This window comes from Neobacillus niacini (genome assembly GCF_030817695.1).
GTDB classification, from domain to species: Bacteria; Bacillota; Bacilli; order Bacillales; family Cytobacillaceae; genus Neobacillus; species Neobacillus niacini_F.
Genome location: NZ_JAUSZQ010000002.1, coordinates 4183725 through 4204316, shown reverse-complemented (window position 1 = coordinate 4204316; position 20592 = coordinate 4183725). Strand labels below are relative to the sequence as shown.

The following is a 20592-nucleotide window of genomic DNA, read 5'->3' as shown; positions in this document are numbered from 1 at the left end:
ATCTACGGTGACCATTTAAAGTATTCATGGTAAACTAGGGTAAAAAACAAATGAGGTTGAGTATGGAACCCTTTGCATATAATCATCAATCATATTTTTCAATTAATAATTGGATGGAACAGTACCCTGGGCTTGCAGCTGGAATAACAACAAAAAAAGGCGGCAGCAGTACGGGGGTTTATGAAGGTTTTAATATGGGTTTTCATGTTGGGGATCAGCTGGAAGCTGTTTGTTCTAACCGGAACCATCTGGCTAACCTTATCCAATTTCCGCTGAAAGCCTGGGTAGGTGGTGAACAGACCCATGATACCCTAATTAGAAAAATTACCAAGGCTGATCGTGGTAAAGGTTCAGACTCTTATGACCGTGCATTTAAGGGGACCGATGGATTTTATACGAATGAAGAGGGGATATTATTAACTCTTTGTTACGCAGATTGTGTCCCTCTTTTTTTTATTTCCCCAAACCACAGGATGATCGGTGCCGCACATGCGGGGTGGAAGGGAACGGTAAATGAAATTGCTCGGAAGATGGTGGACAAATGGGGCGAGGAAGGAATACTTCCCAATCAAATTTTTGTGGTAATTGGTCCATCTATTTGTGAAAAATGTTATATTGTTAATGATTATGTAATTAACTTTGTAGAAAATACTCTAGTAGATGTCGAAAAAAAACCCTATAATACAATAGAAGAAGGTCAATATTCATTAGACTTGCGGGAACTAAATAAAATTATCCTTCTTAAAGCGGGTGTCCCAGAAAAAAATATTCAAATAACTAAACTATGCTCTAGCTGTGACCAATCAGAATTTTTTTCTCATCGCCGTGACCAAGGTAAAACGGGAAGGATGTTAAGTTATATAGGATGGAAGGAGACCTCCGAATGAAGGTTGCAGAAAATCTCATACATATCAGTCAACAAATAATCAATGCATGCCATAAGGTAAATCGGACTCCTGATGAAGTGAAACTGATTGCCGTTACCAAATATGTCAGTATTGAAAGAGCGAATGAAGCCTTGGAAGCTGGTATAATAAATCTAGGTGAAAACCGAGATGACGGGCTTTTAAAAAAGTGGGAAGTTTTAAAGGACAAGCCAGTTTGGCATTTTATCGGAACCCTGCAGACACGCAAAGTTAAAAATATCATTGATAAGGTAGAATATATTCACTCTTTAGATCGAATTTCATTAGCAGAGGAAATTAATAAACGTGCAGTGAAAAAGATCAAATGTCTCGTCCAGGTGAATGTTTCACAGGAAGAGTCAAAGCATGGTCTAGCACCTGAGAATGTCTTAGACTTCATCAAAAACCTTCGTCCGTATGAGAATATTAGTATTGAAGGTTTAATGACAATGGCCCCGCTGACGGATGATGAAGATCAGCTTCGTACCTGTTTTCGAAAGCTAAAGGAACTCCGTGATCAAATACAGGATTGTCATTTTGATTTTGCCCCTTGTACAGAGCTTTCTATGGGGATGTCAAATGATTTTGCAATCGCGATTGAAGAGGGAGCTACGATGATCAGAATTGGAACTGCACTTGTCGGTGTGGCTGGTGAGGAGGAATAAAATGACGATTAAATCGAAATTAAAAACATTTTTCTTTTTAGATGATGATTACGATGATAATAATCAGGATGACTATGAAAAGGTTGAACCCATAAAGCCTCAAAAACAGTCTATGAAACCTCAAAATGTTGTTAGTTTGCAAAGTGTCCAAAAGGCTTCTAAAGTAATTTTAGTAGAACCAAGAGTATATGCAGAAGCCCAGGACATTACCGACCATTTAAAAAACCGCCGTGCAGTTGTCGTAAATCTTCAGCGTATTGGCCATGAGGAAGGAAGACAAATCGTCGACTTTTTAAGTGGAGCTGTCTATGCATTAGGTGGAGACATTCAGAAAATAGGATCGAGTATCTTTTTATGTACTCCTGATAATGTTGAGATATCTGGCAATATTTCTGAATTAGTGAAGGAACAAGAATATCAAGATACGAGGTGGTAAAAAGAAATGGATATTATTTTTAATGTTTTAATCCAATTACTTGGAATATATAAATGGATGCTAATCATCTATATCCTTTTATCTTGGTTCCCGAATATGAGAGACTCTCAGGTTGGAGCAATTCTTGGTAAATTATGTGAACCATTTCTAGAACCATTTAGAAAAATCATTCCGCCTATTGGGATGATGGATCTTTCTCCTTTAGCGGCATTCTTTGTTTTATCTTTTGCCCCTAATGGATTAAGAGTTTTGCAAAACTTAATTTCTTAATTTACCCAACCGGTCTGAGGAGTTAAACATGAATATTTATCAGCATTTTCGCCCGGAGGAACGGGAATTTATTGATCAAGTATTACATTGGAAAGAATATGTTGATTCCAGTTATACAGCAAAGCTTACCGATTTTCTTGATCCAAGAGAGCAGCATATTTTAAAGGTCTTAATTGGTGAGAATGGAACTATAAAGTACCAGCTTTTTGGCGGGATACCTGGAAGTGAAAGAAAAAGAGCATTAATCATGCCGGACTACCTGATCCCAACCGAAGATGAGTTTCAGATTAATCTCTTTGAAATCGATTATCCTATTAAATTTGTTTCAATTGAGCACCCCCAGGTTCTAGGTTCACTCATGTCCCTAGGATTAAAACGCGGGAAATTTGGCGACATCTTAATGAAAGATCATCGAGTGCAGTTTTTTGCTGCTGCTGAAATCAGTGATTATATTAAAAATAATTTAGAATCGATTGGCAAAGCTTCAATTCGATTAAAAGAGCTGGCACTGAATGAAACCATAACGACGGATGAAGTATGGATGGAACAGGTCATAACGGTTTCCTCCTTAAGGCTAGATACAATGATCTCTGGTATTCATAATATCTCAAGGCAAAAATCACAGCTTTTTATTCAACAAGGATTAGTAAAAGTAAACTGGACAACTATTGAAAATGTTTCTTTTGAATGTGCAGAAGGTGATTTATTGTCAGTAAGAGGCTATGGCAGAGTAAAAATTTTGTCAATTGAAGGAAGAACAAAAAAAGATAAATGGCGGATCGTTGTCGGAAAGCAAAAATAAATTTAATACTTTGCAGGAATTTCGAAAACAATGTCGAATATTTGCTCTATACACTAGATACATACAGAAGAAAGATTCTTGGAGGTGGCATCATGCCGTTAACGCCGTTAGATATTCACAATAAAGAATTTAATAAAGGTTTTCGTGGTTACGATGAAGACGAGGTAAATGAATTTTTAGACCAAGTCATTAAGGATTATGAATTAGTCCTTCGTGAGAAAAAAGAATTAGAAGAACGATTAAATGAAATGAAGGACCGTTTAGGTCACTTTGTAAATATTGAAGAAACTTTAAACAAGTCTATTGTTATTGCTCAAGAGGCTGGTGAAGATGTAAAACGAAATGCACAAAAGGAAGCGAAACTCATCATAAAGGAAGCAGAAAAGAATGCGGACCGTATTGTAAATGAGTCGCTTTCAAAGGCTAGAAAAATTGCCCTTGAGATTGAGGATTTGAAGAAACAATCAAAAGTGTTCCGTACACGTTTTAAAATGTTGATTGAAGCTCAGCTGGACATGCTGAATACAGATGACTGGGATCATTTATTAGAATATGAAGTGGATGCCACAGAATTAAAAATCCACGAAGAGGAAGATTCCCTAGCTTGACGGATTGGTATTATTTCGCATATAATTTTTTAACAGGTAAATAAAGAATGGTAATGACAATGAGAGGGACAGTACAATTTTTCATAAACTTTTGATAGCGAGCCGGGGAAGGTGGAAGCCTGGAAAAGTGAAAAATTGGAAGATCACCCTTGAGTCCCAGACTGAAACTTTTTAGAAGAAGAGTAAGTTATGGCGGGTTATTCACGTTACGAATCTTAAAGAGGATAGTACAATTTACGTGCTATTTATCAGGGTGGTACCGCGGGAATAAACCTTCTCGTCCCTTTTTTGGGATGAGAGGGTTTTTTTATTTGTCATTTGTCAATTCTGTTTATGATGAGTATTACAGGAGGAATAACAATATGGAATATAAAGATACGTTATTAATGCCAAAAACTGAATTTCCAATGCGTGGCAATCTCCCGCAAAGAGAACCTGAAATTCAGGCAAAGTGGGAAGAAATGGGTATTTACAAAAAGGTTCAGGAGCGTACTGCAGGACGTCCAATGTTTGTACTCCATGATGGACCTCCATATGCAAATGGCGATATTCATATGGGTCATGCCCTGAACAAAGTATTAAAAGATATGATTGTTCGCTTTAAATCGATGAGTGGTTTTAATGCACCATATGTTCCAGGCTGGGATACACATGGTTTGCCAATCGAGCAGGCGTTAACCAATAAGGGAGTAAAACGTAAAGAGATGACGGTAGCTGAATTCCGTCAGCTTTGTACAAAATATGCCCTTGAACAAGTAAGCAATCAGCGTGAACAATTTAAACGTATCGGTGTACGTGGTGATTGGGAAAATCCATATATCACACTAAAGCCTGAATATGAGGCACAACAGATTAAAGTCTTTGGAGAAATGGCGAAGAAAGGCTATATCTATAAAGGTCTTAAGCCTGTTTATTGGTCCCCATCAAGTGAATCAGCTCTTGCTGAAGCTGAAATTGAATATCAAGATAAAAAGTCACCTTCCATTTATGTAGGCTTTAAAGTAAAAGATGGAAAAGGTGTTCTTGATACGGACGTCCAAATTGTCATTTGGACGACTACACCTTGGACGATTCCTGCCAACTTAGGAATTTCAGTTCATCCGGACCTAACCTATGTAGTTGTTGAAACGGATGGAAATAAATACTTAGTGGCGGAGGCTCTTCTAGAAGCAGTAACGAAGGAAATAGGCTGGGAAGATGTGACTGTTGTTCAAAAGGTAAAAGGAAATGAACTAGAGAATATCCTTGCAGCACATCCATTATATGACCGTGACTCCTTAGTAATGCTAGGTGAACATGTCACAACAGATGCTGGAACAGGCTGCGTTCATACTGCTCCTGGACACGGTGAGGATGACTTTCATGTTGGTCAAAGGTATGGACTGGAAGTACTATGCCCTGTGGATGATAAAGGTGTAATGACGAGTGAAGCACCTGGTTTCGAAGGATTATTTTACGATAGTGCAAATAAGCCAATTTCTCAAGCATTAGAAGAAGCAGGGGCTCTCTTAAAGCTTTCTTTCATCACTCACTCCTATCCACATGATTGGAGAACAAAAAAGCCTGTAATCTTCAGAGCTACAGCGCAATGGTTTGCTTCGATAAAAGACTTCCGGGATGACCTGCTTGAAGCAGTTAAAGAAACAAAGTGGGTACCAGCATGGGGGGAAACAAGACTATTTAATATGGTTCGTGACCGCGGAGATTGGTGTATTTCACGCCAACGCGTATGGGGTGTACCAATCCCTGTTTTCTATGCTGAAAATGGCGGGGAAATTATCACGGATGAGACGATTGACCATGTTTCAGGTTTGTTCCGTGAATTTGGTTCAAATATCTGGTTTGAGCGCGAAGCGAAGGACCTTTTACCAGAAGGATTTACACACCCAGGAAGTCCAAATGGATTGTTTACAAAAGAAACTGATATCATGGATGTTTGGTTCGATTCTGGTTCTTCACACCAAGCAGTTCTCTTAGAAAGAGATGACTTAGTACGTCCAGCAGATCTTTATCTAGAGGGTTCTGACCAATATCGCGGCTGGTTTAACTCTTCGTTATCAACTGCGGTAGCTGTGACTGGTAAAGCGCCTTACAAAGGAGTCTTAAGCCACGGCTTTGCCTTAGATGGCGAAGGAAGAAAGATGAGTAAATCATTAGGAAATGTTGTTATTCCTGAGAAAGTCATGAAACAATTAGGAGCAGATATTCTAAGGCTTTGGGTTGCTTCTGTTGATTATCAGGCGGATGTTCGTGTATCCGATGCTATTTTGAAGCAGGTTGCAGAGGTTTATCGAAAAATCCGAAACACCTTCCGTTTCTTGCTTGGTAACTTAGCCGACTTTAATCCGGAAACAGATCGGGTTTCATATGAAAACCTGCGTGAAGTCGATCAATTTATGCTCGTTAAATTAAATAAGCTGATCAAATATTCTTTAAATGCTTATGAAAATTATGAGTTCGCAGGCATTTACCATGCAGTTAATAATTTCTGTACTCTTGATTTAAGTGCCTTCTACCTTGATTTCGCTAAGGATGTTCTTTATATTGAGTCAGTCAACAATCCTGAGCGACGTGCAATCCAAACGGTTCTTTACGATTCGTTAGTTGCATTAACAAAGTTAGTTACACCAATTCTTCCTCATACAGCAGATGAAGTTTGGAAATTCATTCCGGCAGTTACAGAAGAAAAGCGTACAACTAACTGATATGCCTGTATATCAGGAACTTGATAATGCAAAAGCTTTGGAGGAAAAATGGACTTCTTTCATGAAGCTCCGTGATGATGTTTTAAAAGCACTTGAGGAAGCTAGAAACCAAAAAGTTATTGGTAAATCGTTAACTGCAAAAGTTGCATTATATGTGAATGAGAATACGAAAAACTTGTTAGACTCTATTCAAGAGAATGTTCAGCAATTATTTATCATCTCTGGATTTGAAGTCGCAGGAAGCTATGATCAAGCACCTGAAAATGCAATTAAATTAGATACAGCTGCTATTGTTGTCACCAAGGCCGAAGGTGAAACTTGTGAACGCTGCTGGGTTGTGACACCTGAAGTTGGTAAAGATCCAGAGCATCCAACACTTTGCCCGCGTTGTGCAGAAGTAGTGAAAGAAAACTATACACACTTGGCATAAGAGAAAATCCCATGGTTAATTCATGGGGTTTTTTCATTTTTTACCCTATTCCGTTAATTGTTGTTGGTGTTGTCAAATGTTTTCCCGGGTCAGACCGAGTTATAGAGAGATAATATAGGAAATGACTTAACGGAGGTTACAACTATGAATGCAATGCAGGAAGAGCTGTTTTGGGAACTCCGTAAAACACAATTAGAAATAGTAAGATCATTGAGAAATAAGCAGAAAAATGAATGGATCGTTACTGTGTTAGAGGACGAATTGGAGGATATTACAACTGCGATTCAAAAGTTAGAAGAAGGTAATTTTGGAAAATGTGAAACTTCAGGGGAACCGATACCCGAATATCTTTTAAAAATTATGCCGACGATTAAGACCTCTATGGATTCAGAGATTTTGGAACATTTTTATCGGAAACCAATTAATTCCACGATTTTCTAGCGTTACATTGTCGTTTAGTTGAAGATTATGCTAAAATGCTAAGGAGTAAAGTCAACGTGTGAGATGGGGGTTTTCCTTAGTGTTTTATTATTTAATCGCAATTTTTATTATTTTATTGGACCAAGTGACAAAATGGCAGATTGTCACAAAAATGTATCTTGGTGAAAGTATCCCCATTATTGAGGACTTTTTGTATATTACTTCTCACCGAAATCGGGGGGCAGCATGGGGGATATTACAAGGACAAATGTGGTTCTTCTATGTAATTACCTCTATAGTAATAATTGCGATCATTTATTACATTCAAAAAGAAGCAAAAGGTAAGTGGCTGTTAGGTGTTTCCTTAGCATTTATGCTAGGCGGCGCCATCGGTAATTTTATCGACCGCTTACTTCGGAAAGAAGTTGTTGATTTTATTCATACGTATATTTTCAATTATAACTTCCCAGTTTTTAATATTGCGGATTCGGCTTTAGTCATTGGCGTAGTATTATTAATGATTCAAATGCTGCGTGATGAGCGTGAAACAAAGGAGAAATCATATGGAGAAAATGGTACACACCATTCTTGAACAACAAAAGGGAGACCGAATTGATAAAGTTATTTCGACTTTAGATGAAGAATGGTCAAGAACTCAGGTTCAACAATGGATTAAAGAAGGAAATGTCTTAGTGAATGGACAAAAAATTAAAACGAATTACAAATGCAGTATGAATGATGAAATCGAGATTACAATCCCAGACCCAGAATTACTTGATGTAATTCCGGAGGAAATGGATTTAGATATTTATTTCGAAGATAAAGATGTTTTAGTGGTTAATAAACCAAGCGGGATGGTGGTTCATCCAGCACCTGGACATTTAACAGGAACACTTGTTAATGGATTAATGGCCCATTGTAAGGATCTATCAGGAATAAATGGGATCCTCAGGCCCGGTATCGTTCACCGTATTGATAAAGACACTTCGGGTCTTTTAATGGTAGCTAAAAATGACATGGCTCATGAAAAGCTTGTAAACCAATTAGTGGAAAAAACCGTTACTAGGAAATATAGAGCCATCGTTCATGGAGTCATTCCGCACGATTTTGGAACGATCGATGCGCCGCTTGGAAGAGATACAAAAGATCGCCAAAGTATGACCGTGGTAGATAATGGGAAGCATGCCGTTACTCATTTCCATGTGATTGAGCGGTTTAAGGATTTTACATTTGTGGAGTGTCAACTGGAGACAGGCCGGACACACCAAATTCGTGTTCATATGAAATACATTGGCTATCCGCTTGCAGGTGACCCTAAGTATGGTCCCAAGAAAACATTGGATATAAATGGACAGGCATTACATGCAGGAATCCTTGGATTTAACCACCCTCGAACCAACGAATACCTAGAATTCGAAGCGCCGCTGCCAAAGGAATTTGAAGAGTTATTAGAACAATTGCGAAATAATCGTTGACATATTTGTCGAATTAAAGTACGATAACAACAGTTGAATATGCCTTTAAATCAGTCCAGTGAGGCTGAGAAGGAAACGGATAAATTGGTTGGGATATCTATGCCCATACTAACAAACTCTTGTACCTCTCACCTCTAGGTGAGAGGTTTTTTTATTATATCAGGCGGGTGAGATGAGTGAATCAAAAAGCAGTTGTATTAGACGCACAAGCAATTGGAAGAGCATTAACAAGAATTGCCCACCAAATCATTGAAAAAAATAAAGGGATTGAAAATTGTGTGCTTATAGGTATTCGGACCAGGGGAATATTCATTGCAGAAAGACTTGCTGCAAAGATTGAAGAGATTGAAGGAAAACCGATACCTGTTGGGGAATTGGACATCACCCTCTACCGGGATGATTTAACCAAGAAGACCGATGATCAGGAACCTCTCGTGAAGGGGTCAGATGTTCCGGTCGAATTAGGAGATAAAAAAGTAATTCTTGTTGACGATGTTTTATACACGGGCAGAACCGTTAGAGCAGGACTAGACGCTATCATGGACCTTGGCCGTCCCTCATCGATACAACTGGCTGTGCTGGTTGACCGCGGCCACCGCGAGCTGCCGATTCGAGCCGATTATGTAGGTAAAAACATCCCAACTTCCAGCAGTGAAAAAGTTGTGGTTGAACTACAAGATGTTGATAAGGTTGACCAAGTAAGTATCTTTGAAAAGTAAATAACAACCCTTTTAATAGCAGTCCTGTGAGGCTGACAAAGGGGAAAATGCCATCATAGAAGTTGAAATGGCATTTCCATACCCTCTTTGTACACTCATGGACAAAGAGGGTTTTTTTATTAGAAAACAGACATAATAATAGAAAGCTTGTGGAGGAGAAAAATGAACAACAAACCCATCCTAGACGTAAATCAGATACCAAATCCTGCTCAATGGCTTACCTTAAGCTTACAACATTTATTCGCAATGTTTGGTGCGACCATTTTAGTTCCATATCTTGTGGGGCTAAGTCCAGCAATTGCATTAATATCAAGTGGTTTAGGAACACTCGCTTTCCTAATGATTACCAAATGGCAAGTACCAGCATACCTTGGTTCCTCGTTTGCTTTTATCGCTCCAGTGATTGCGGCAAAAGCAACAGCCGGACCTGGGGGTGCCATGATTGGTTCCTTTCTTGCAGGTCTTGTTTACGGAATTGTAGCACTGATTATTAGTAAAGCAGGCCATCGATGGATTATGAATCTGCTGCCTCCGATTGTAGTTGGCCCAGTTATTATCGTAATCGGTTTAGCACTTGCTGGAACTGCTGTGAATATGGCAATGAATAATCCTGCAGGAGAATATAGCTTGATTCATTTCTCTGCTGCTTTAGTAACTCTGGCAGCAACCATTATCTGTACCATATATATGCGCGGTATTTTGAGCATTATCCCAATTCTGGCAGGCATTGTTGTTGGATACCTTTACTCTTTTGCAATCGGAATTGTTGATTTTAAACCTGTATTGGAAGCAAGTTGGTTTGAAATGCCAGAATTCATCATCCCGTTCGTAAGTTACGAAGTGAAGGTAACTTGGGATTTAGCCCTTCTAATGGTACCAGTCGCAATCGTAACGCTTTCTGAACATATTGGACACCAGCTTGTACTTAGTAAAGTAGTTGGACGTGATTATATTAAAGAACCAGGTTTACACCGCTCTATTTTAGGAGATGGAACAGCAACCATCATTTCTGCCTTGATTGGCGGACCACCAAAAACAACTTATGGTGAGAATATCGGTGTCCTAGCGATAACTCGCGTTTACAGTGTGTATGTCATTGCAGGTGCAGCCGTTCTCGCAACGATCTTTGGTTTTATCGGAAAAATAACTGCATTAATCAGTACCATCCCAACACCTGTTATGGGCGGTGTCTCCATACTGCTCTTTGGAATAATTGCTTCATCAGGGTTGCGGATGCTTGTTGACAGTAAAGTTGATTTTGGTAACAATCGTAACTTGGTGATATCATCGGTCATCCTTGTTATCGGAATTGGTGGAGCCTTTATAAAAGTTACAGATTCCTTCCAGATTCAAGGAATGGCATTTGCAGCAATTGCCGGAGTTCTTTTACACCTAATCCTGCCTGGTAAGGAACCAGTAAATGAGGATATGCTCGAACAAACTGTAGAAAAAGATAAACACAAAACTGCATAAGATAATCAACCTTTTAAAGTAGTCCAGAGAGGCTATAAGGGTGTAATACTGAGTCATCGAATGTGTCAGCACATCTATGAACTCGGTAAGATCTATTACACCCTGATCTTTTACGGTCAGGGTCTTTTTTACTAAATTTAGGGATGGGGGAATAGCATGTTAAATCACTTGCTGACCACAAACGAGCTTAAAGTCGAAGAAATCTATCAAATTTTAACAGAGGCGCAGCATTTTGCTGATGGAATGAAGTGGAGTCCAGAAGTACAAATGTTTTCTGCTAACTTATTCTTTGAGGCTAGTACAAGAACCAAATCAAGTTTTGAAGTGGCAGAGAGAAGGTTAGGTCTAAAGGTCATTCCCTTTGAAGTTCAAACCTCTAGTGTTCAAAAGGGAGAAACATTGTACGATACGGTAAAAACACTGGAATCGATTGGTGTAAATACAGTTGTTATTCGCCATGGACAGGACCGTTACTTTGATGAACTCGTTGGAAAAATAAATATCCCGATTATTAATGGAGGCGATGGCTGTGGCCATCATCCTACACAATCCCTTTTAGATCTATTAACTATCTATCAGGAGTTTGGCACTTTTACTGGATTAAAAATAGCGATTATTGGTGATATCAGGCACAGCCGAGTAGCACGATCCAATGCTGACACTTTGACAAGATTAGGAGCTGAAGTAATTTTCTCAGGACCAATCGAATGGTTTGATCATCATAGTCTAAGTGCTGCAAGATTTAGACCAATCGATGAGGCAATTGTAGAGGCTGATGTGGTCATGCTCCTGCGCGTTCAGCATGAACGGCACCAAAAGAAGGGCAGCTACACAGCAGCGGATTACCATAGTCAGTTTGGGCTCACGTTAGAAAGAGAGAAGATGATGAAGCCTGATAGTATCATTATGCACCCAGCACCAGTAAATCGAAATGTTGAGATATCGGATAGCTTAGTAGAATGCAAACGTTCAAGAATCTTCAAACAGATGGAGAATGGTGTATTTGTAAGAATGGCTGTATTAAAGAGGTCACTAGAAAGTTTAAAAGGAGTGTATGGAAATGAAACTACTTATTCAGAACGCCAGTTACATAGCATTTAACGGCGTTAAAGAACAGGCCGATATGCTAATAGAAGATGGGAAAATTGTGAAGATTAATCAAAGAATAGAAGCAGCAGCGGACCGAAAAATTAATGCAGAAGGATTGCTGGTTTCTCCAGGATTTATTGATTTACACGTCCATCTCCGTGAGCCAGGAGGCGAGAAGAAAGAAACGATTGCAACGGGTACACGTTCAGCAGCAAGAGGTGGTTATACAACACTTGCTGCAATGCCGAATACAAGACCGGTACCAGATTCAGTGGAACAAATGGAATGGGTACAAAACAGAATTCAAGAAACAGCAAGTGTCCGTGTTTTGCCTTATGCTTCGATCACGGTCAGACAGCTTGGAAGGGATTTAACGGATTTTGAGGGGCTAAAAAATGCTGGAGCCTTCGCATTTACGGATGATGGTGTCGGCGTTCAATCAGCAGATATGATGTTAAAGGCAATGCAAAAGGCGGCCGCAGTTAACATGGCGATTGTTGCCCATTGTGAAGAAAATACATTAATAAATAAAGGCTGTGTCCATGAGGGTTCTTTTTCTAAAAAACATGGATTAAACGGAATTCCATCCGTTTGTGAGTCTGTCCAGATTGCAAGGGATGTTCTGCTTGCTGAAGCTGCAGGGTGCCATTATCACGTTTGCCATGTCAGTACAAAGGAATCCGTTCGTGTAATTAGGGATGCAAAAAAAGCAGGGATTAAAGTCACCGCGGAGGTCACACCGCACCATTTATTATTAACTCAAGATGATATCCCAGATAATCTTGACCCTAATTTTAAAATGAACCCGCCGCTTCGCGATAAAGCTGACAGAGAGGCGCTGCTTGAAGGATTATTGGACGGAACAATCGATTTTATTGCAACCGATCATGCGCCACATACAAACGAAGAAAAAAATGAAGGAATTGAGCTTGCTCCTTTTGGAATAGTTGGGCTTGAAACAGCATTTCCCCTGCTTTATACACATTTTGTCTTAAATAACATTATGAGTCTTGAGCAGTTAATTGGTTTTATGACAAGAAAACCAGCAGAAACATTTTCTCTACCATTTGGAACGATTGAAGTAGGTGCACCTGCAGACATCGTATTATTGAATCTTGATGAAGAAAGAGAGATTGACCCACAAGAATTTCTCTCTAAAGGGAAAAACACTCCATTTAGCGGCTGGAACTGTAAGGGCTGGCCAGAAATGACGATTTTTAACGGGCAAGTAGTTTGGGAAAAAGGACGTGGAACAGTATGAAAGCACAGCTTATTTTAGAAGATGGAACGATTTTTATTGGCGATGGTTTCGGAAGTCATATGGATACAATCGGAGAAGTCGTCTTTAATACAGGAATGACAGGCTATCAAGAAATACTTTCAGACCCATCTTATTGCGGGCAAATTGTTATGCTGACGTACCCGCTGATTGGAAACTATGGAATCAACCGGGACGATTTTGAAACCATCAACCCTGCCGTAAAAGGCTTTATTGTGAAGGAAGCTGCGGAGTTCCCTTCCAATTGGAGAAGTGAATTTACAATGGATGAGTACTTTAAAATGAAAAATATTCCTGGAATTGCAGGGATTGATACACGTAAATTAACAAGAATTATTCGTCAATATGGAACATTAAAAGGAGCTATTTGCTCGATTGAAAGTGATCCAAATGAAGTAATTAGTAAACTAAGACAGACGAAACTCCCGATTGACCAAGTGAGAAGGGTGTCTACAAAAAATTCTTATCCAAGTCCGGGTAGAGGAAAAAGAATTGTGCTTGTGGATTTCGGGATGAAACATGGCATACTACGAGAATTAAATAAACGTAATTGTGATGTGGTTGTGGTTCCATACCATACAACAGCGGATGAAATCCTGCAGTTACGACCAGACGGAATTATGCTTTCCAACGGACCTGGGGATCCCAAGGATGTCCCAGAAGCGATTCATATGATTAAGCAGTTACTAGGATTAGTACCGATATTTGGAATCTGTCTTGGACACCAATTATTCGCATTAGCATGTGGTGGTAATACAGATAAAATGAAATTCGGTCACCGTGGTTCTAACCATCCAGTAAAGGATTTAGCAACAGGGAAAATCGCAATTACAGCACAAAACCATGGTTTTACCGTTGAAGAAAAGTCATTACAGGATACAAGACTGGCAGTTACTCATATCGCCCTAAATGATGGAACAATCGAGGGTTTAAAGCATTTAGATTATCCTGCCTTTACCGTTCAATACCACCCAGAAGCGTCACCGGGACCTGAAGATGCAAACCATTTATTCGATCAGTTTCTTGCGATGATTGAAGATCAAAAACAGGAGGTTTCTACAACATGCCAAAACGTACTGATATAAACTCCATTTTAGTAATTGGTTCAGGACCAATTGTCATCGGCCAGGCAGCAGAATTTGATTACGCAGGCACTCAGGCTTGTATTGCTCTTAAAGAAGAAGGGTATCGTGTTATTCTTGTAAACTCGAATCCGGCGACCATTATGACAGATACAGAAATTGCTGACGCTGTTTATATTGAACCATTAACAGAGGAATTTGTAAGCAGAATCATTCGCAAAGAACGTCCAGACGCACTTTTGGCAACTCTTGGCGGTCAAACCGGTCTGAATCTAGCTGTTGAGTTATCAAAATCAGGAGTCTTGGAAGAGTGTGAAGTTGAGATCTTAGGAACGAAGTTATCAGCGATCAAACAAGCAGAGGACCGTGATTTATTCCGTACTCTAATGAATGAACTTGGGGAACCTGTGCCGGATAGTGAAATCATCCATGAATTAGCTGAAGCCCATGCATTTGTTGAAAAAATCGGATTTCCTGTCATTGTTCGTCCTGCTTATACGCTCGGCGGTACTGGAGGCGGAATTTGCCATAATTCAGAAGAGCTGGATGAAATCGTTACGAGTGGTTTAAAGCATAGTCCTGTAACTCAATGTTTACTTGAGAAAAGCATTGCCGGGTATAAAGAAATTGAGTACGAAGTAATGCGTGATGGAAATGACAACGCCATTGTCGTATGTAATATGGAAAACATTGATCCTGTCGGCGTACACACAGGCGACTCGATTGTTGTGGCTCCGAGTCAAACATTAAGCGACAGAGAGTATCAACTATTAAGGAATGTTTCTCTTAAGATCATTCGTGCATTAGGAATTGAAGGCGGCTGTAATGTTCAGTTGGCTTTAGACCCATATAGCTTTAATTACTATATTATCGAAGTAAATCCAAGGGTAAGCCGTTCGTCGGCACTTGCTTCAAAAGCAACAGGTTATCCGATTGCTAAACTTGCAGCAAAAATTGCAATAGGTTTAACGTTAGATGAAATGCTTAATCCTGTAACAGGAAAAACATATGCAAGCTTTGAACCGGCTCTAGACTATATCGTTACAAAAATTCCGAGATGGCCATTTGATAAATTTGAATCAGGCAACCGTTCACTTGGAACGCAAATGAAAGCTACTGGCGAAGTTATGGCGATTGGACGTACATTTGAGGAATCTTTATTAAAAGCAATCCGCTCCTTAGAAGCTGGTGTCTACCATTTCGAATTAAATGGAGCAGAAGAAATCAGTGATGAATTATTAGAAAAACGAATTTGCAAAGCCGGAGATGAGAGACTCTTTTACATCGCTGAAGCACTTAAGCGAGGGATCACGGTAGAAACCATCCATCAATGGAGCCAGATTGACTTGTTTTTCCTAAATAAGTTCCAGGGAATTATTGATTTAGAAACAAAACTTGCATCAAACCAAATGGATATGGATATCCTTAAGGAAGCGAAGCAAAAAGGCTTCTCTGATAAAACGATCGCCCAGCTTTGGAATCGAAAGGAACAGGATATATACAATCTACGTAAAGATTTGGGTATGATTCCAGTATATAAAATGGTAGATACCTGCGCAGCTGAATTTGAGTCAGAAACTCCTTACTATTATGGAACATACGAAGAGGAAAATGAATCGATTGTAACCGACAGACAAAGTGTCATTGTTCTTGGGTCTGGTCCAATCCGTATCGGTCAAGGTATTGAGTTTGATTACGCAACAGTTCACTCTGTTAAAGCGATAAAAGAGGCAGGTTATGAAGCGATTATTATAAATAATAATCCAGAAACGGTTTCGACTGATTTCAGTATCTCGGATAAGCTTTACTTTGAACCACTAACGATTGAGGATGTAATGAGTATTATTGATTTAGAAAATCCTCTAGGTGTCGTCGTACAATTTGGCGGGCAGACAGCGATTAACCTTGCTGCTAAACTAGAGGAAAATGGGGTAAAAATTCTCGGAACAAGCCTAGAGGATTTGGATCGTGCAGAGAACAGGGATAAATTCGAACAAGCTCTTGTTCAGCTCGATATTCCAATGCCGCTTGGAAAAACTGCATTATCCGTTTCTGAAGCGGTTGAAATTGCAAATGAAATAGGCTACCCAGTTCTTGTGCGCCCTTCATATGTACTAGGCGGCAGAGCAATGGAGATTGTCTATCGCCAAGAAGAACTGCTCCATTATATGGAAAATGCGGTTAAAATCAATCCAGAACATCCAGTTTTAATTGACCGCTACTTAACAGGAAAAGAAATTGAAGTGGATGCCATCTGTGACGGTGAAAATGTCTTGATACCTGGAATTATGGAGCATATTGAACGTGCAGGGGTCCATTCCGGGGATTCGATTGCGGTTTACCCGCCACAGACACTTTCAGATAGAATCAAACAAACGCTGGTTGAATACACCGAAAAAATGGCGAAAGGTCTAAACATTGTTGGACTGTTGAACATTCAATATGTAATTTCAAAGGATCAAGTATATGTTCTTGAAGTCAATCCGCGTTCAAGCCGTACTGTTCCATTCTTAAGCAAAATCACAAATGTTCCAATGGCTAAAATTGCAACAAAGGCAATCTTAGGTGTTTCAATTGTAGAACAAGGCTACTCACCTGGAATCGTCCCTGAGAAGAATGGAGTTTATGTAAAAGTTCCAGTGTTCTCCTTTGCAAAATTGAGAAGTGTTGATATCACTCTCGGACCTGAAATGAAATCAACAGGGGAAGTAATGGGAAAAGATAGTACCCTTGAAAAGGCACTTTATAAAGGACTAATTGCCTCAGGTATGAATATTCAGAAATTCGGTACTGTATTATTCACCGTCGCAGATAAGGATAAACAAGAATCATCAAAGCTTGCAAAACGATTTGCTGCAAACGGCTACCGTATCATGGCAACAAGTGGTACAGCTTCGGTTCTTCAGGCTGCTGGTCTGCCGGTTAAGGTAATTGAAAAAATCGGCTCAGAAGGCAAAACGGTGCTGGACGTTATTCATAATGGCGAAGCCCAGTTCATTGTCAACACACTTACAAAAGGAAAACAGCCTGAACGTGATGGCTTTAGAATCCGCCGTGAGGCAGTTGAAAATGGAGTTCCATGCTTAACATCATTGGATACAGCTGACGCCATACTTAAAGTAATCGAATCAATGAATTTTTCAGCAGAAGCCATGGCAGTCGAGGAAAAGGAGGTTGTTTTTGCTTGATAAAAAAGGAATTATGCAAAATCATCTCCCAAGAGGAAATCGCTAATGATATTTTTCAACTAACGGTTTCAGCAGATTTCGTAAATGAAATCAACGCACCTGGCCAGTTTGTGCATATTAAGGTTGGTAAGGGACTAGACCCACTTTTGCGAAGACCCATTAGTATTTCATCTGTTGATAAGCGTAACTCACAATTTACCATGATTTATCGCAAGGAAGGAAAAGGGACTACACTGCTTGCTGAAAAGGGCCCGGGAATGCTGCTAGATATTCTCGGTCCCTTAGGCAATGGTTTTCCCGTCAATGAAGTCAAACCAGAGGAAACTGCATTACTTGTTGGCGGCGGGATTGGTGTGCCGCCGTTATATGAACTTTCTAAGCAGTTGACCTCAAAAGGAGTAAAGGTTATCCACGTCCTTGGTTTCCAGACAGAATCTGCTGTTTTTTATGAAAAAGAGTTTTTAGAATATGGAAACACTTATATTGCAACAGTGGACGGTTCTTACGGGAAAAAAGGTTTTGTTACGGATATTATCAAAGAGTTAGAATTTGATTGTTTATATACATGCGGCCCTACTCCCATGTTGAAAGCTATTGAAAAACAGTATTCACATAAGAAAGTGTTTCTATCGTTAGAAGAGAGAATGGGCTGCGGGGTAGGAGCATGCTTTGCTTGTGTATGCAAAACAAGCAATGAGCTAGAAGATGTTTCCTATAAAAAAGTTTGCAGTGATGGTCCAGTTTTCCGTGCCGGGGAGGTATTAATATGAGCAGATTGAACATAGAGTTACCTGGGTTAAACTTAAAAAATCCTATCATGCCTGCTTCCGGCTGCTTTGGATTTGGAAGAGAATATAGCCAATTCTATGACTTAAGTAAACTTGGTGCAATTATGATTAAAGCCACGACAGTGGAACCTCGGTTTGGTAATCTAACACCAAGAGTTGCGGAAACATCATCAGGAATGCTTAACGCAATCGGTCTGCAAAATCCCGGTTTAGATAAAGTAGTAAGCAATGAACTTCCATGGTTATCACAGTATGATGTCCCGATTATTGCCAACGTTGCAGGTTCGATCGAAGAAGACTACATCGAAGTTGCGGCTCAAATCTCTAAGGTGCCCAATGTTCATGCATTAGAATTGAATATTTCCTGCCCGAATGTAAAGACAGGGGGAATCGCTTTTGGTACGATTCCGGAGGTAGCAAAGCAGTTAACTCGGAAAGTAAAAGAAGTCTCCGAAGTTCCAGTCTATGTAAAGCTGTCACCGAACGTAACCAATATTGTGGAAATGGCCAAAGCAGTAGAAGCTGGCGGAGCGGATGGCTTAACGATGATCAACACACTTGTTGGTATGAGATTGGATCTTAAGACAGGTAAACCAATCTTAGCTAATCGTACTGGTGGTCTATCAGGTCCTGCAATTAAACCTGTCGCACTAAGGATGATTTATGAAGTGAGTCAGGCAGTAAATATTCCTATCATTGGGATGGGCGGTATTGAGTCTGCTGAAGATGTAATTGAATTCTTCTATGCCGGCGCAAGTGCCGTTGCCGTTGGTACAGCTAATTTTGTGGACCCGTTTGTGTGTCCAGCCATTATTGATGAATTACCTTCGTTGTTAGACCAATTAGGCTATGAACACATCAGTGAATGCAGGGGAAGGAGCTGGCAGGAGCATGGACAACTCGCTAATCATCGCGCTTGATTTTGCAAATCGTAACGAGGTAGAGCAATTTTTACAGCCTTTTAATGGGAAGCAGCTCTTTGTAAAAGTGGGGATGGAGCTATTTTATCAAGAAGGTCCTGGTATTGTTCATTATTTAAAAGATAATGGTCATCAAATTTTTCTCGATTTAAAACTTCATGATATTCCGAATACAGTTAAGAGTGCAATGAGGGGTCTTGCAAGACTGGAATGTGACCTTGTCAATGTACATGCTGCAGGCGGAAAAGAAATGATGACTGCTGCAATAGAAGGTCTGGAGGCTGGGACTGCTGCAGGACATAAACGTCCAGCCTGTATTGCAGTTACCCAGCTTACGAGTACATCAGAAGAACAAATGAATAAAGAACAGCTGATTTCTGTTCCACTTGAAACATCTGTTCTCCATTATGCATCACTCGCAAAAGAAGCTGGTTTAGATGGAGTCGTTTGCTCAGCGTGGGAGGCATTACCGATTCGTGAAAAATTGGGTGACAGTTTTTACACGGTTACACCAGGTATACGTATGGAAGAAGATAATACGGGAGACCAGAAACGAATCGCCACTCCTGAATTTGCAAGGGAAGCTGGTGTGTCGGCGATTGTAGTAGGTCGTTCCATCACGAGATCAAAAGATCCAGTAACCAGCTACGAGAAATGGGTAAATGCATGGAGGAGAGTTCAACTATGAAAAAATTAATAGCAGAAAAATTATTAACCATCAACGCGGTTGCTTTGAAACCGAACGAACCATTTACATGGACTTCAGGATTACGTTCGCCTATCTATTGTGACAACCGTCTAACTCTTTCTTATCCAGAAGTAAGGAAAGAAATTGCAAAAGGTCTGCAATCGATTATTCTTGAGAAATACCCAGCAGCAGAGGTCATTGCTGGTACTGCAACCGCGGGGATTCCACATGCTGCTTGGGTTAGTGATTTATTAAACTTACCAATGTGTTATGTACGTTCGAGTGCAAAAGGTCATGGCAAAGGGAATCAAATCGAAGGCAATGTGGAAAAGGGTCAAAAGGTAGTCGTCGTTGAGGATTTAATTTCTACTGGCGGCAGTGTCATTACCGCAGTTCAAGCACTAAGAGATGCCGGATGTGAAGTCCTTGGAGTCGTTTCTATTTTTACATATGGACTGGAAAAGGGGAAGGAAGCATTTAAACAAGAAGACATTCAAAGTGAATCACTTACGGATTTTACAAATCTAGTTGAGGTTGCCATTGAAAAGGGCTACATCAGCAAAAATGATCAAGAAAGTTTACTGTCATGGAGTGATGCCCCAGCAGAATGGAGCAAAAAATTTGAATAAAACATTCGCCCCGGATATCCG

At 39.9% G+C, this 20592-nt stretch carries 19 protein-coding genes, 1 pseudogene and 1 other annotated feature; all 20 genes and pseudogenes read left to right on the top strand.

Features of this window, described 5'->3' with window-relative positions:
* Window positions 1-62 precede the first annotated feature (62 nt).
* Window positions 63-887, top strand: coding sequence for a peptidoglycan editing factor PgeF (gene pgeF, locus QFZ28_RS21050; protein ID WP_307196459.1), 825 nt, complete (start codon window positions 63-65; stop codon window positions 885-887).
* Window positions 884-1570, top strand: coding sequence for a YggS family pyridoxal phosphate-dependent enzyme (locus tag QFZ28_RS21045; protein ID WP_307196458.1), 687 nt, complete (start codon window positions 884-886; stop codon window positions 1568-1570). The genes pgeF and QFZ28_RS21045 overlap by 4 nt, the downstream gene beginning before the upstream one ends.
* 1 nt (window position 1571) lies before the next feature.
* Complete coding sequence (locus QFZ28_RS21040; protein WP_307196457.1) at window positions 1572-2006, top strand: cell division protein SepF; 435 nt, start codon at window positions 1572-1574, stop codon at window positions 2004-2006.
* Between the two features lie 6 nt (window positions 2007-2012).
* Window positions 2013-2276 carry a YggT family protein gene (locus QFZ28_RS21035; protein WP_307196456.1) on the top strand — a complete coding sequence of 88 codons (264 nt, stop codon included), beginning with the start codon at window positions 2013-2015 and terminating at the stop codon, window positions 2274-2276.
* Window positions 2277-2304: 28 nt separating this feature from the next.
* Window positions 2305-3078: a YlmH family RNA-binding protein gene (locus QFZ28_RS21030; protein WP_307196455.1), complete on the top strand. Its 774-nt coding sequence runs from the start codon at window positions 2305-2307 to the stop codon at window positions 3076-3078.
* Window positions 3079-3170: 92 nt separating this feature from the next.
* Entirely contained in the window at window positions 3171-3686 is a 516-nt protein-coding gene (locus QFZ28_RS21025; RefSeq protein ID WP_307196454.1) for a DivIVA domain-containing protein, read from the top strand.
* Window positions 3687-3736: 50 nt separating this feature from the next.
* Window positions 3737-3974: a binding site (T-box leader), on the top strand.
* A gap of 74 nt (window positions 3975-4048) precedes the next feature.
* Window positions 4049-6821, top strand: a pseudogene (gene ileS / locus QFZ28_RS21020) (isoleucine--tRNA ligase).
* Window positions 6822-6965: 144 nt separating this feature from the next.
* Window positions 6966-7262, top strand: coding sequence for a hypothetical protein (locus QFZ28_RS21015; RefSeq protein WP_307196453.1), 297 nt, complete (start codon window positions 6966-6968; stop codon window positions 7260-7262).
* Between the two features lie 79 nt (window positions 7263-7341).
* Window positions 7342-7833, top strand: coding sequence for a signal peptidase II (gene lspA, locus QFZ28_RS21010; protein WP_307196452.1), 492 nt, complete (start codon window positions 7342-7344; stop codon window positions 7831-7833).
* Complete coding sequence (locus tag QFZ28_RS21005) at window positions 7805-8716, top strand: RluA family pseudouridine synthase (RefSeq protein ID WP_307196451.1); 912 nt, start codon at window positions 7805-7807, stop codon at window positions 8714-8716. Before lspA ends, QFZ28_RS21005 begins: the two co-directional genes overlap by 29 nt.
* Before the next feature lie 176 nt (window positions 8717-8892).
* Window positions 8893-9435 carry a bifunctional pyr operon transcriptional regulator/uracil phosphoribosyltransferase PyrR gene (pyrR, locus tag QFZ28_RS21000; RefSeq protein ID WP_307196450.1) on the top strand — a complete coding sequence of 181 codons (543 nt, stop codon included), beginning with the start codon at window positions 8893-8895 and terminating at the stop codon, window positions 9433-9435.
* A 162-nt stretch (window positions 9436-9597) separates the two neighbouring features.
* Window positions 9598-10908 (top strand): solute carrier family 23 protein, encoded by a 1311-nt coding sequence (locus tag QFZ28_RS20995; RefSeq protein WP_307196449.1) that lies wholly within the window; start codon window positions 9598-9600, stop codon window positions 10906-10908.
* A 156-nt stretch (window positions 10909-11064) separates the two neighbouring features.
* A complete protein-coding gene (locus QFZ28_RS20990; protein WP_307196448.1) occupies window positions 11065-12009 on the top strand; it encodes an aspartate carbamoyltransferase catalytic subunit in 945 nt (314 codons plus the stop codon).
* The gene (locus tag QFZ28_RS20985; protein ID WP_307196447.1) at window positions 11969-13258 is read left to right on the top strand and encodes a dihydroorotase; all 1290 of its coding nucleotides are present in this window, start codon (window positions 11969-11971) and stop codon (window positions 13256-13258) included. Before QFZ28_RS20990 ends, QFZ28_RS20985 begins: the two co-directional genes overlap by 41 nt.
* Window positions 13255-14361, top strand: coding sequence for a carbamoyl phosphate synthase small subunit (locus tag QFZ28_RS20980; protein ID WP_307196446.1), 1107 nt, complete (start codon window positions 13255-13257; stop codon window positions 14359-14361). The genes QFZ28_RS20985 and QFZ28_RS20980 overlap by 4 nt, the downstream gene beginning before the upstream one ends.
* The gene (carB, locus tag QFZ28_RS20975) at window positions 14340-17546 is read left to right on the top strand and encodes a carbamoyl-phosphate synthase large subunit (protein ID WP_307196445.1); all 3207 of its coding nucleotides are present in this window, start codon (window positions 14340-14342) and stop codon (window positions 17544-17546) included. Before QFZ28_RS20980 ends, carB begins: the two co-directional genes overlap by 22 nt.
* Window positions 17543-18316, top strand: coding sequence for a dihydroorotate dehydrogenase electron transfer subunit (locus tag QFZ28_RS20970; protein ID WP_307196444.1), 774 nt, complete (start codon window positions 17543-17545; stop codon window positions 18314-18316). Before carB ends, QFZ28_RS20970 begins: the two co-directional genes overlap by 4 nt.
* Window positions 18313-19254, top strand: coding sequence for a dihydroorotate dehydrogenase (locus tag QFZ28_RS20965; RefSeq protein ID WP_307196443.1), 942 nt, complete (start codon window positions 18313-18315; stop codon window positions 19252-19254). Before QFZ28_RS20970 ends, QFZ28_RS20965 begins: the two co-directional genes overlap by 4 nt.
* Complete coding sequence (gene pyrF / locus QFZ28_RS20960; protein ID WP_307196442.1) at window positions 19226-19942, top strand: orotidine-5'-phosphate decarboxylase; 717 nt, start codon at window positions 19226-19228, stop codon at window positions 19940-19942. Before QFZ28_RS20965 ends, pyrF begins: the two co-directional genes overlap by 29 nt.
* Window positions 19939-20571: an orotate phosphoribosyltransferase gene (gene pyrE / locus QFZ28_RS20955; RefSeq protein WP_307196441.1), complete on the top strand. Its 633-nt coding sequence runs from the start codon at window positions 19939-19941 to the stop codon at window positions 20569-20571. Before pyrF ends, pyrE begins: the two co-directional genes overlap by 4 nt.
* Window positions 20572-20592 lie beyond the last annotated feature (21 nt).

What these genes read in the sequence shown, in the direction of transcription:
- pyrF (WP_307196442.1), top strand. Translation starts at nt 19,226, where the DNA reads ATGGACAACTCGCTAATCATCGCGCTTGATTTTGCAAATCGTAACGAG.
- pgeF (WP_307196459.1), top strand. Translation starts at nt 63, where the DNA reads ATGGAACCCTTTGCATATAATCATCAATCATATTTTTCAATTAATAAT.
- QFZ28_RS21030 (WP_307196455.1), top strand. Translation starts at nt 2,305, where the DNA reads ATGAATATTTATCAGCATTTTCGCCCGGAGGAACGGGAATTTATTGAT.
- QFZ28_RS20965 (WP_307196443.1), top strand. Translation starts at nt 18,313, where the DNA reads ATGAGCAGATTGAACATAGAGTTACCTGGGTTAAACTTAAAAAATCCT.
- QFZ28_RS21035 (WP_307196456.1), top strand. Translation starts at nt 2,013, where the DNA reads ATGGATATTATTTTTAATGTTTTAATCCAATTACTTGGAATATATAAA.
- QFZ28_RS20990 (WP_307196448.1), top strand. Translation starts at nt 11,065, where the DNA reads ATGTTAAATCACTTGCTGACCACAAACGAGCTTAAAGTCGAAGAAATC.
- QFZ28_RS21005 (WP_307196451.1), top strand. Translation starts at nt 7,805, where the DNA reads ATGGAGAAAATGGTACACACCATTCTTGAACAACAAAAGGGAGACCGA.
- QFZ28_RS21040 (WP_307196457.1), top strand. Translation starts at nt 1,572, where the DNA reads ATGACGATTAAATCGAAATTAAAAACATTTTTCTTTTTAGATGATGAT.
- pyrE (WP_307196441.1), top strand. Translation starts at nt 19,939, where the DNA reads ATGAAAAAATTAATAGCAGAAAAATTATTAACCATCAACGCGGTTGCT.
- carB (WP_307196445.1), top strand. Translation starts at nt 14,340, where the DNA reads ATGCCAAAACGTACTGATATAAACTCCATTTTAGTAATTGGTTCAGGA.
- QFZ28_RS20995 (WP_307196449.1), top strand. Translation starts at nt 9,598, where the DNA reads ATGAACAACAAACCCATCCTAGACGTAAATCAGATACCAAATCCTGCT.
- QFZ28_RS21015 (WP_307196453.1), top strand. Translation starts at nt 6,966, where the DNA reads ATGAATGCAATGCAGGAAGAGCTGTTTTGGGAACTCCGTAAAACACAA.
- QFZ28_RS20985 (WP_307196447.1), top strand. Translation starts at nt 11,969, where the DNA reads ATGAAACTACTTATTCAGAACGCCAGTTACATAGCATTTAACGGCGTT.
- QFZ28_RS20980 (WP_307196446.1), top strand. Translation starts at nt 13,255, where the DNA reads ATGAAAGCACAGCTTATTTTAGAAGATGGAACGATTTTTATTGGCGAT.
- QFZ28_RS21025 (WP_307196454.1), top strand. Translation starts at nt 3,171, where the DNA reads ATGCCGTTAACGCCGTTAGATATTCACAATAAAGAATTTAATAAAGGT.
- QFZ28_RS21045 (WP_307196458.1), top strand. Translation starts at nt 884, where the DNA reads ATGAAGGTTGCAGAAAATCTCATACATATCAGTCAACAAATAATCAAT.